We start from the raw sequence: 11,117 nt of genomic DNA, 5'->3' as shown, positions 1-11,117 counted from the left end.
AAAAACCAAAAGCCTGGTTAAAAGCTCAGGTATAACAAGGTCTTAAGTCCGACACTCGGAGGATACCCATGAAGTTCCGCACCACTTTGAAGCTTCTCGCCGCCAGCATCGCCGCCGCCGGCATGGCCGCCTCCGCGCAGGCTGCCGACGTCAAGTTCGGTTTTGCCGCGCCGCTCACCGGCCCGCAATCGCACTATGGCGAGGACATGCAGAACGGCCTGAACCTGGCCCTGGAAGAAGCCAACAAGAAGGGCATCAAGGTCGACGGCGAAACCGCCAAGTTCGTGCTGGTGTCGCGCGATGACCAGGCCGATCCGCGCGTCGGCGTGCAGGTTGCCCAGCAGCTGGTCGACCAGGACGTGGTCGGCATCCTGGGCCACTTCAACTCGGGTACGACCATCCCTGCTTCGCGCGTCTACCATGAAGCCGGTCTGCCCCAGATCGCCATGGCGACCTCGCCGGAGTACACCAAGCAAGGCTACGAAACCACCTTCCGCATGATGACCAGCGACACCCAGCAGGGCGCCGCGGTCGGCAAGTTCATGGTGGAAAGCCTGAAGGCCAAGAAGGTCGCCATCATCGACGACCGCACCGCCTACGGCCAGGGCCTGGCCGACGAGGTCGAGAAGGCGGTCAAGGCCGCTGGCGGCCAGGTCGTGCGCCGCGAGTACACCACCGACAAGGCCAACGACTTCACCGCCATCCTGACCAACATCAAGGGGTCGGCGCCCGACGCCATCTTCTACGGCGGCCTGGACGCGCAATCCGGTCCGATGAAGCGCCAACTGGCTACCCTGGGCCTGAAGGCGCCGCTGGTTTCGGGCGAAATGACGCGCAGCGACACCTTCATCAAGCTGGCCGGCGACGCCGCCGACGGCACCTACGCCTCGCTGGCCGGCGTGCCGCTGGACAAGATGGCCGCGGGCAAGGACTTCGAGCAGCGCTACCAGGCCCGCTTCAAGAAGGCCCCCGGCGTCTATGCTCCCTACGCCTATGACGGCGCCTGGAACATGATCGCCGCCATCGAGCAGGCCGGCTCGGCCAAGCCCGAGAAGTACCTGCCGGCCCTGGCCAAGCTGAACCGCAAGGGCGCCACCAGCGAGCACATTTCCTACGACGCCAAGGGCGACCTGAAGGAAATCTCGGTCACCATCTACGAAGTCAAGAACGGCAAGTGGGAGATGGTTGAGACGATGGTCAGCCAAGCCAACTAAGGCGGCTGGACCGGGGCGGGGAGGCGGCTGAGCGCCGCGTCCCGCCCGTATTGCAGCGTGCGCGCCGTCAGGCGCGTGCCACGCGCGGCGCCGTGGCAGGCCCGAGGGCCGTCACCGCAAGGTCCGCGCGATTTTTCCAGGCTTATTCAGCGGCCCCTATGGATATCTTCATTCAACAACTGATTAACGGCGTCACGCTAGGCAGCGTGTACGCCCTGGTCGCCCTGGGCTACACCATGGTGTACGGCATCATCGGGCTGATCAACTTCGCCCATGGCGACGTCGTCATGATCGGCGCGATGGCGGCGACCACCATCGCCATCTCGCTGGTGGGCGGCGATCCTTCCACGTCCGCCTTCGTGGTGCTGGGCGTCGGCCTGCTGGTGTCCGTGCCGCTGTGCATGGCCGTGGGCTGGACCGCCGAGCGCGTGGCCTACCGGCCGTTGCGGCGCGCGCCGCGCCTGGCTGCCCTGATCACAGCCATCGGCGTGTCCATCATCCTGCAGAACGTGGCGATGATGGGCTGGGGCCGCAACTACCTGAACTTCCCGCAGGTGCTGTCGCCGCAGGTATTCGAGATTGCTGGCGCGCGCATGAGCTCGCTGCAGATTGCCATCGTGGTGATCGCGGCGCTGATCATGGGCGGGCTGCTGGCTGTGGTGCACAAGACCCGCCTGGGCACGGCGATGCGCGCCACCGCGCAGAACCGCGAAGTGGCCGGGCTGATGGGCGTGAACATCAACACGGTCATTTCGGCGGCGTTCCTGATCGGCTCGGCGCTGGCCGCGGTGGCCGGCATGATGGTCGCCACCTACTACGGCGTGTCGCAATACACCATGGGCTTCATGCTGGGCCTGAAGGCCTTCACGGCCGCGGTGCTGGGCGGCATCGGCAACCTGGTAGGCGCCATGGCGGGCGGCCTGTTGCTGGGCATCATCGAATCGCTGGGCGCCGGGTACATCGGGGACCTGACCGGGGGCTTCCTCGGCAGCCACTATCAGGACGTGTTCGCGTTCTTCGTGCTGGTGCTGGTGCTGATCTTCCGTCCGTCCGGCCTGCTGGGCGAGCGCGTGGGAGACCGGGCATGAACGCAACCCTGAAAAGCAGCGGGTTCTCCACCCGCAACCTGATCGGCATCGCGCTGATCGGCGTGGTGCTGGCGGTGCTGCCCTTCGTGATCGGCATGGCCGGGCAGAGCTGGGTCCGCATCCTGAACTTCGCGCTGCTGTACGTGATGCTGTCGCTGGGCCTGAACATCGTGGTGGGCTTCGCGGGCCTGCTGGACCTGGGCTACATCGCGTTCTACGCGGTGGGCGCCTACACCTGGGCGCTGCTGGCATCGCCGCATTTCGGCCTGCACCTGCCGTTCTGGGCGATCCTGCCGATCGCGCTGGCGGTGGCCTGCCTGTTCGGCGTGCTGCTGGGCGCGCCCACGCTCAAGCTTCGAGGGGACTATCTGGCCATCGTGACGCTGGGCTTCGGCGAGATCATCCGCATCTTCCTGAACAACCTGAACGCGCCGGTCAACATCACCAACGGACCGCAGGGCATCAACCGCATCGACACCTTCAAGGTCGGCGAGTTCGCCTTCGGCCGCACGGAAAGCCTGCTGGGCCTGCGCGTGACGGGACCCGAAAAGTACTACTACCTGCTGCTCGCGGTGACGCTGATCATCATCGTGGTCTGCGTGCGCCTGCAGAATTCGCGCATCGGCCGCGCCTGGGAAGCGATCCGCGAAGACGAGATCGCGGCCAAGGCCATGGGCATCAATACCCGCAACATCAAGCTGCTGGCGTTCGCGATGGGCGCGTCCTTCGGCGGCGTGGCGGGCGCCTTGTTCGCCTCGATGCAGGGCTTCGTCAGCCCCGAGAGCTTTTCGCTGATGGAATCCATCTCGATCCTGTGCATGGTGGTGCTGGGCGGCATGGGCCACATCCCGGGCGTGATCCTGGGCGCGTTGATCCTGGCCGCGCTGCCCGAGTTCCTGCGCGCGGTGGTCGAACCGGTGCAGCACATGCTGTTCGGCGCCGTGGTGCTGGACCCCGAGGGCATACGCATGCTGCTGTTCGGCCTGGCCATGGTGTGCGTGATGCTGTTCCGTCCGGCCGGCCTGTGGCCGTCGGCGGTGCGCAAGCGTGAACTTGCAACCAAGACCCAGGGAGGCGGAGCATGAGCAAACTGCTGCAAGCCCAGGGACTGGGCAAGCGCTTCGGCGGCCTGCAGGCGCTGTCGGACGTCAGCTTCGACATCGAGCAAGGCGAGATCTACGGCCTGATCGGCCCGAACGGCGCGGGCAAGACCACGCTGTTCAATGTGCTCACCGGCCTGTACATCCCGGAAGAGGGCAGCTGCACGTTCAACGGCGAGTCCATGTCCGGCAAGAAGCCGCATGAAGTCGCCTATGCGGGCCTGGCGCGCACCTTCCAGAACATCCGCCTGTTCGCCAACCTGAGCGCGATCGAGAACGTGATGATCGGCCGCCACATGCGCACCAAGTCGGGCGTATTGGGCGCCGTGTTGCGCACGCGCGGCACGCGGGCCGAAGAGGCCGCCACCGAAGCGCGGGCGCAGGAACTGCTGGACTACGTAGGCATCGGCCATCGCGCCAACGACGTGGCGCGTTCCTTGCCCTACGGCGACCAGCGGCGCCTGGAGATCGCGCGGGCGCTGGCCACCGATCCCAAGCTGCTGGCGCTGGACGAACCGGCGGCCGGCATGAACGCATCGGAAACCGTGGTGCTGCGCAAATTGGTCGAGAAGATCCGCGCCGACGGCATCACCGTGCTGCTGATCGAGCACGACATGAAGCTCGTCATGGGCCTGTGCGACCGCGTGCTGGTGCTCGAATACGGCAAGGTGCTGGCCATGGGCAAACCCGCCCAGGTGCAGCGCGATCCCAAGGTCATTGAAGCGTATCTGGGCGCAGGCGCCGCGCAGGATCCGCAGATTCATCAGGAGCGCCCGGCATGACGGCAGCATCCCAACCCCTACTGGAATTGCGGGGCCTGCAGGTTTCTTATGGCGGCATCCGCGCGGTGCGCGGCATCGACCTGCGCGTGGACCAGGGCGAACTGGTTTGCCTGATCGGCGCCAATGGCGCCGGCAAGAGCACGACGCTGCGCGCCATCTGCGGACTGGTGCCGCTGGCGGGCGGTGAAGTGGTCTACGGCGGCCAGTCCGTCGGCGGCCAGAAGTCGCATGAGCTGGTGCGCCGCGGTCTGGTGATGGTGCCGGAAGGGCGCGGCATCTTCGGCCAGCTCACGATCGAGGAAAACCTGGCGATGGGGGCCTATATCCGTCGCGATGCGGCCCAGATCCGCCAGGACACCGACCGCGTCTTCACGCTGTTCCCGCGCCTGGCGGAGCGCCGCAAGCAGGCGGCCGGCACGCTGTCCGGGGGCGAGCAGCAGATGGTGGCGATGGGCCGCGCGATGATCGCGCGCCCCAAGCTGCTGTTGCTGGACGAGCCTTCGATGGGCTTGGCGCCGCTGATGGTGGAGAAGGTCTTCGAGGTGGTGCGTACCATCGCCAGCGAAGGCGTCACCATCCTGCTGATCGAGCAGAATGCGCGCCTGGCGCTGGAAAACAGCCATCGCGGCTACGTGATGGAATCGGGCGAGATCATCCTGTCTGGTCCGGCCGGCGACATGTTGCACGATCCCAAGGTGCGGGCGGCCTATCTGGGCGAGTCCGAGTAGGGCGCGGCCGGGATCTTGGGGCGGGCGCGGCAGGGCTTCGAGCTTGCCGACGCCAGGGTTCTTTAGCCGCCGAGGCTGCCCTGCGTCATTCCGATGCTCGCCCCGGCGGGGCTGCGCTTCGGATGACTCCGGGGTCCTCGGCTGGCAGTCGCTTAATGCGCTGGCTTTGGACCCCGTTCATGGGCAGACATCGTGAGCCGGTGGCCGGACGGAGGGATCCGAAGCGCAGCCCCACCGGGGCGAGCATCGGAATCCCGCAGTCCGGACGCCGGCGGCTCAAGAACCCTGCCGCACAAAAGAACCCAGCCTCACAAAGCCGCAGCGGCAGGGCTTCGAGCTTGCAGATGTCAGGGTTCTTTAGCCGCCGAGGCTGCCCTGCGCCATTCCGATGCTCGCCCCAATGGGGCTGCGCTTCGGATGGCTCCGGGCCGCCTCGGCTGGCAGTCGCCTAATGCGTTGGTTTCGGACCCGTTCGTAAGCAGATGCCGTGAGCCGGTGACCGGACGGAGGGATCCGAAGCGCAGCCCCACCGGGGCGAGCATCGGAATCCCGCAGTCCGGACGCCGGCGGCTCAAGAACTCAGCCTCATAAAACCGAAATGGCAGGGCTTCGAGCTTGCTGATGTCAGGGTTCTTTAGCCGCCGAGGCTGCCCTGCGCCATTCCGATGCTCGCCCCAATGGGGCTGCGCTTCGGATGGCTCCGGGCCGCCTCGGCTGGCAGTCGCCTAATGCGTTGGTTTCGGACCCGTTCGTAAGCAGATGCCGTGAGCCGGTGGCCGGGCGGAGGGATCCGAAGCGCAGCCCCACCGGGGCGAGCATCGGAATTCCGCAGTCCGGACGCCGGCGACTCAAGAACCCCAGCCGTACAAAACCGAACGTCAGCAATTCAGCCAAAAACGTCCTAAGCCGGCGCGCGTTCACGGTCCACGGCCGCGACCACGCCCGCATCGATCAGCGCTTCGATTTCCTTGGCGTCGTAGCCGAACTCTCCCAGAATCGCGATGCTGTCCTCGCCCAGCCGCGGCGCCGCGCGGTGGTATTGCGCGGGCGTGGCCGACAGCTTCACCGGCATGCCTACCGTGCGCACCGTGCCCGCGACCGGGTGCTCCTGTTCCACCACCATGCCGCGCGCCAGCGTCTGCGGATGCGATAGCGCCTGGGCGATGGAATGCACAGGGCCCGCAGGCACGCCGGCCGTGTCGAATACGTCCAGCCACTCCTCCGCGCTGCGCGTCTTGAGGATGGCGGACATATCCTCTACCAGTTGATCGCGGTTCTGCATGCGGTCGCGATTGCGGGCGTAGCGGGCATCCTCGGCCCATTCCGGCTTGCCCAGCGCCTGGGTGATGCGCTGCCAGTTCTTCTCGTTGGCGCCGCCGATGATGATCCAGTCGGTCGAGGTGGGGAAGGCCTGGTAGGGCGCGCTCAGCACGTGCGCCGAACCCGTGGGGCCGGGGGACACGCCGCTGCCGAAGTAGATGGCGGCGTGCCAGTACAGCTGCTGCAGGCTGGCTTCCAGCAATGACGTTTCCACGATCTGGCCTTCGCCCGTGCGCTGCTTGTGCTGGTAGGCCGCCAGCACGCCGAAAGCCGCCAGCAAGCCGGCGTTGATGTCCGCGACGGAGTTGCCGGTGCGCAGCGGCGGCCCGCCAGGTTCCCCGGTGATCGCCATCAGGCCGGAGAAGCCCTGCGCCACGAGGTCGAAGCCGCCCTTGTCGGCATAGGGGCCGGTGGTGCCGTAGCCCGACACCGCGCAATAGATCAGGCCCGGGTTTTCCTGGCGCAGCCGGTCGTAGCCCAGGCCCAGCTTTTCCATCGTGCCCTTGCGGAAGTTCTCGGTCACCACGTCGGCGTCGCGGATCATGCGCAGCAGGACTTTCTTGCCCTCCGGATGCTTCAAGTCCAGCGCGATGGCGCGCTTGTTGCGGTTGAGCATGAGATAGGGCGCCGAGATGCCGTTGATCTGCGGGTCCCGGTACTGGCGCGAATCGTCGCCGCCGTCGATCTTCTCGACCTTGATGACGTCGGCGCCCATGTCGGCCAGCATCATGCCGCAGGTCGGGCCGGCCATGATCTGCGACAGCTCGATCACGCGCATGCCGGAAAGGGCGCCGGCGGGGCGCTGGGTATCGTTATGCATGAGTCCTCCTTGCATGGGGTTCAGCGGGCGTTGAATTGCGGCTTGGCCTTGGCCAGGAAGGCCTGGTAGCCCGTGCGGAAATCCTCGGTGTCGAAGCAGTCGAAGGCTTCGTCGCGGTCGGCGTCGGTCAGGGCTTTGCCCTGCACCAGATTGCGGATGAACTTCTTGTGCCAGCGCGCCACCAGCGGCGCGCCGTCGGCGATGCGGCGGGCGGCGGCCTGGGCTTCGGAGGCGACCTGATCGTCGGGCGCCACGCGCGTGACCACGCCCAGGCGCAGCGCTTCCTGCGCGTCGAAGATGGTGCCTTCCAGCAGCACCTGCAGCGCGGCGGTCGGGCCCACCAGGCGCACCAGCGGCGCCAGTTCCGAGTACGACATCACCAGCCCCAGGTTCTTGATGGGCACGCCGAAGCGCGAACTCTGGCCGCAGATGCGGATGTCGGCCAGGCTGGCGATCTCCAGCCCGCCGCCCACGCAGATGCCGTGTATCTGCGCTACCACCGGATGGCGGCAGTTGCCGATGGCTTCTATGGTCCGGCGCATCACGGCGCCGTACTCGATGGCCTGGCGCTTGTTGCTGCGCGCGGTCTCGAATTCGCTGATGTCATTGCCCGGGGAGAAGGCCTTTTCGCCCGCGCCGCGCAGCAGCACGCAGCGCACGCTGTCGTCGGCGTCCAGCTCCAGGAAGGCGTCGCCCAGCAGCCGCCAGCTGTCTATGGTGAAGGCGTTGAGCTTTTCCGGGCGGTTCAGCACCACGGTCGCGATGTCGCCGTCGCGCTGGCACAGGATGGGGGAGGTGTCGGAAGTGGGGGTAGCGCTCATGGTGTTCCTTTGCGTGGGCGGGGGCGCACCCCCGCCGGGTTGCTGCGGGCTTACTGCTTGGTCAGGCCCAGGCTGGCGGTGAGCTTGCCGTACTTGCTCCATTCGTCCTGGACGTAGCTGGCGAAGGCCGCGGGGGTGGCCGGACCGCCACCCAGTTCCATGCCCTGGTCGGCCAGCTTGGCCTTGATCTCGGGATCGGCCAGCGTCTGGCTGAGCGCCTGGTCGAGCTTGTCCAGCACCGGCTTGGGCAGCTTGGCCGGGGCCAGCACCGCATACCACTGCACGATGTCCAGACCCTTGATGCCGGACTCGGCCAGCGTCGGCACGTCGGGCAGGCGCTTGCTGCGTTCGGTGCTGGTCACAGCCAGCGGCCGCAACTTGCCGGCCTGGATCTGGTTGATGGCGCCGGGCAGGGTGTCGAAGTTCATGTCCACGCTGCCGCCCAGCAGGTCGGTCATGGCCTGGCCGCTGCCCTTGTACGGCACGTGCTCCATGCTGACGCCCGCGATCTGAGAGAAGCGCGCGGCGCTCAGGTGTTGCGGGCTGCCCATGCCGGAGGAGGCGTAGGTCAGCTGCTTGGGTTTGGCGCGGGCGTCGTCCACCAGGTTCTGCACGCTGGCGTAGCTGTGCTTGGCCGGATTGACCACCAGCACGTTGGGCACCGACCCGATGTAGCGCACCGGCGTGAAGTCCTTGATCGGGTCGACGCTGGACTGCACCACATAGGGCGCGGCGACGGTGGACTGCATATTGGCGAGCAGCAGCGTGTAGCCGTCCGGATCGGCCTTGGCCACGAAGTCGGCCGCGATCAGGCCGGAAGCGCCGGGCTTGTTCTCGACCACGACCTGCTGGCCCAGCAGCGCCGACAGGCGCGCGGACAGGATGCGCGCCGATACGTCGGTGCCGCCGCCGGGCACGAAACCGACGATCAGGCGTACCGGCCGTTCCGGCCATTTGGATGCGTCCTGCGCCAGGGCGGGACTGGCGGCGGCCAGGCCGGCGGTCAACGCCAGGGCGCCGGCCCAGGCGCGAGCGTGCTTGTGCATGTGGGTCTCCTTTGGTGGTTGTCAGCCTGCCCGCGTGTTGCTTGATCTATGATGGGGTCAGGTTGGTATGCCTTTGGTGTTTGGTATACCAGATACGAAAATAGTCGAAATAGCGAGTGGCAACAACTCATGGCTAACCCTGAAGTTATGGACCAGTCCGTCCCCGATTTGGCCATTCATCACCCCACGCTGCCGGCCGTGGTGGCGGAAAAATTGCGGCAGCTCATCATCGACGGCACCTTCAAGCCGGGCACCTGGCTGAACGAGCGGGACCTGTGCGACCAGTTGAAGATTTCACGCACACCGTTGCGCGAGGCCTATCGCATGCTGGCCTCGGACGGCCTGGTGACTCTGCAGCCCAAGCGTGGCGCGATGGTGATCGAGCTGTCGGCCGACGACGTGGAGAACATCTTCGATGTGCTGTCGGTGCTGGAGGGGCTGGCGGTGCGCAGCGCCGCCGAACGCGCCACGGACGCGGAATTGGCGCACATCGCGCAATTGCACGCGCAGATGCTGCAGGGGTATGAGCAGCGCGACATCCGCGCGTATTTCGCGGCCAGCATGGGCACGCATATCGCCATCAACCGAGCGGCGCACAACCCGGCGCTGACGCATTCCTACGACCGCTTGAACCTGCAGGTGCAGGCGCTGCGCTACAAGTCGAACTTCGATATCGATGAATGGACGGCGGCGGTGGCCGACCACGAGGCCTTCGTGCAGGCGCTGATGCAGCGCGACGGCGAACTTGCGGAGTCGCTCATCCGCAGGCATGTAGGCAGCAAGAAGACCTACAACCTGCGCGGGCGGGGCGCCCAAGGTTTGAAGTGACCTGTCATCGGCGCGGACGGCGCGGGCCCAGGGCTCGGCCGTCCGCCCGCTGGCGCGTTCAGGCCGGCTGCGCCACCACGCGCTTCCTGCCTATCATCAGCGCAATGACGGCGGCGATCAGGCCCGTCATGCCGGAGATCACGAAGGCCATCAGATAGCTGCCCTGCGCTTCGCGCACGGCGCCCGCCATCCAGGCGGCGCTGGCGGCGCCCAGCTGGTGGCCGGCGACGATCCAGCCGAACACGATGGCAGCGTCGCGCTCGCCGAAGGCTTCGGTCGTCAGGCGCAGCGTGGGCGGCACCGTGGCGATCCAGTCCAGGCCGAAGAAGATGGCGAAGATCGACAGGCTGTAGAACGAGAAGTCGGAATAGGGCAGGTAGATCAGCGACAGTCCGCGCAGGCCGTAGTAGACGAACAGCAGCTTGCGGGGATCGTAGCGGTCGGTGAGCCAGCCGGACGCCGTGGTGCCGATCAGGTCGAAGATGCCCATCAGCGCCAGGAGGCCCGCGGCCTGCACCTCGGGCATGCCGTGGTCGCCGCAAAGCGCGATCAGGTGCGTACCCACCAGGCCGTTGGTGGTGAAGCCGCAAACGAAGAAGGTCGCGAACAGGAACCAGAACGTGCGGGTGCGCGAGGCCCGCGCCAGCGCGCCGAAGGTGGCGGCCAGCATGCCGGTGCGCGGCGCGGCAGGCGCGGGCGGCGCATGCGGATCGCTGCCGTAGGGGACCAGCCCGACGCTGGCAGGGCGGTCCGGCACCAGCCACCAGGCCAGCGGCACCAGCGCTGCCGCTGCGGCCGCCACGGTCCACACCACGCGGGTCCAGTCGCCCGACGAGGCCAGCGCGGCCAGCACCGGCAGGAACACCAGCGTGCCGGTGGCGGAACTGGCGGTCAACAAGCCCATCATCACGCCCCGGTGCTTGGTGAACCAGCGGTTGACGACGGTGGCGCCCAGCACCACGGCGACCGCGCCGGACCCCAGGCCCGAGAACACGCCCCAGGTCAGGAGCAGATGCCAGGACTGGGTCATGAAGGCGCTGGCCGCGCTGGACGCGGCCATCAGCATCAGCGCGCCGATCAGCACGCGCCGCAAGCCGAAACGCTCCATTGCGGCCGCCGCGAACGGTCCCACCATGCCATACAGGAAGATGCCGACCGCGGCGGCCAGCGAGATGGCGCTGCGGCTCCAGCCAAAGGTTTCTTCCAGAGGCACCAGCAACACGCTGGGCGAGGAACGCAGGCCGGCGGATACCAGCAGGGACAGGAAAATCACCGCGACGACGACAAAAGCGTACTTCTGGCCGGCGCGCCGGAAAGGGACGGGAGGGTGGGCTATACTCATGTTACTGACCGGTACGTATTGGGGTTTG

General features: G+C 66.9%; 10 protein-coding genes. 6 read left to right on the top strand and 4 right to left on the bottom strand.

Annotated elements, in window-relative coordinates; genetic code table 11:
- The first annotated feature begins 68 nt into the window (after positions 1 to 68).
- From IB257_RS07450 to IB257_RS07430, 5 genes are all read left to right on the top strand, one after another.
- Positions 69 to 1,214, top strand: a complete 1,146-nt coding sequence (locus tag IB257_RS07450) for a branched-chain amino acid ABC transporter substrate-binding protein (RefSeq protein WP_013394755.1) — start codon at positions 69 to 71, stop codon at positions 1,212 to 1,214.
- A gap of 158 nt (positions 1,215 to 1,372) precedes the next feature.
- Positions 1,373 to 2,302: a branched-chain amino acid ABC transporter permease gene (locus tag IB257_RS07445; RefSeq protein ID WP_013394754.1), complete on the top strand. Its 930-nt coding sequence runs from the start codon at positions 1,373 to 1,375 to the stop codon at positions 2,300 to 2,302.
- On the top strand, positions 2,299 to 3,387 hold the full coding sequence (locus tag IB257_RS07440) for an ABC transporter ATP-binding protein (protein ID WP_054452355.1): 1,089 nt from the start codon (positions 2,299 to 2,301) through the stop codon (positions 3,385 to 3,387). Before IB257_RS07445 ends, IB257_RS07440 begins: the two co-directional genes overlap by 4 nt.
- On the top strand, positions 3,384 to 4,184 hold the full coding sequence (locus IB257_RS07435; RefSeq protein ID WP_054452353.1) for an ABC transporter ATP-binding protein: 801 nt from the start codon (positions 3,384 to 3,386) through the stop codon (positions 4,182 to 4,184). The genes IB257_RS07440 and IB257_RS07435 overlap by 4 nt, the downstream gene beginning before the upstream one ends.
- A complete protein-coding gene (locus IB257_RS07430) occupies positions 4,181 to 4,912 on the top strand; it encodes an ABC transporter ATP-binding protein (RefSeq protein ID WP_054452351.1) in 732 nt (243 codons plus the stop codon). The genes IB257_RS07435 and IB257_RS07430 overlap by 4 nt, the downstream gene beginning before the upstream one ends.
- 901 nt (positions 4,913 to 5,813) lie before the next feature.
- Here the strand turns inward: IB257_RS07430 and IB257_RS07425 are convergent.
- Genes IB257_RS07425 through IB257_RS07415 form a run of 3 tightly spaced genes read right to left on the bottom strand, consistent with a single transcriptional unit; the run spans position 5,814 to position 8,919 of the window.
- Positions 5,814 to 7,052: a CaiB/BaiF CoA-transferase family protein gene (locus IB257_RS07425; RefSeq protein ID WP_054455956.1), complete on the bottom strand. Its 1,239-nt coding sequence runs from the start codon at positions 7,050 to 7,052 to the stop codon at positions 5,814 to 5,816.
- 20 nt (positions 7,053 to 7,072) lie between these two features.
- Entirely contained in the window at positions 7,073 to 7,873 is an 801-nt protein-coding gene (locus tag IB257_RS07420; RefSeq protein ID WP_125470024.1) for an enoyl-CoA hydratase/isomerase family protein, read from the bottom strand.
- Between the two features lie 50 nt (positions 7,874 to 7,923).
- A complete protein-coding gene (locus tag IB257_RS07415) occupies positions 7,924 to 8,919 on the bottom strand; it encodes a tripartite tricarboxylate transporter substrate binding protein (protein ID WP_054455963.1) in 996 nt (331 codons plus the stop codon).
- Between the two features lie 129 nt (positions 8,920 to 9,048).
- On the opposite strand from IB257_RS07415, the gene IB257_RS07410 reads away from it, so the two are divergent.
- Positions 9,049 to 9,747, top strand: coding sequence for a GntR family transcriptional regulator (locus IB257_RS07410; RefSeq protein ID WP_225588757.1), 699 nt, complete (start codon positions 9,049 to 9,051; stop codon positions 9,745 to 9,747).
- A gap of 58 nt (positions 9,748 to 9,805) precedes the next feature.
- Here the strand turns inward: IB257_RS07410 and IB257_RS07405 are convergent, their stop codons facing one another.
- A complete protein-coding gene (locus tag IB257_RS07405; protein WP_192492099.1) occupies positions 9,806 to 11,089 on the bottom strand; it encodes an MFS transporter in 1,284 nt (427 codons plus the stop codon).
- Between the last annotated feature and the right edge of the window lie 28 nt (positions 11,090 to 11,117).

This window comes from Achromobacter sp. ACM03 (genome assembly GCF_014851665.1).
Lineage (GTDB): Bacteria > Pseudomonadota > Gammaproteobacteria > Burkholderiales > Burkholderiaceae_B > Achromobacter > Achromobacter aegrifaciens.
This window is presented reverse-complemented; position numbering and strand designations above follow the sequence as displayed.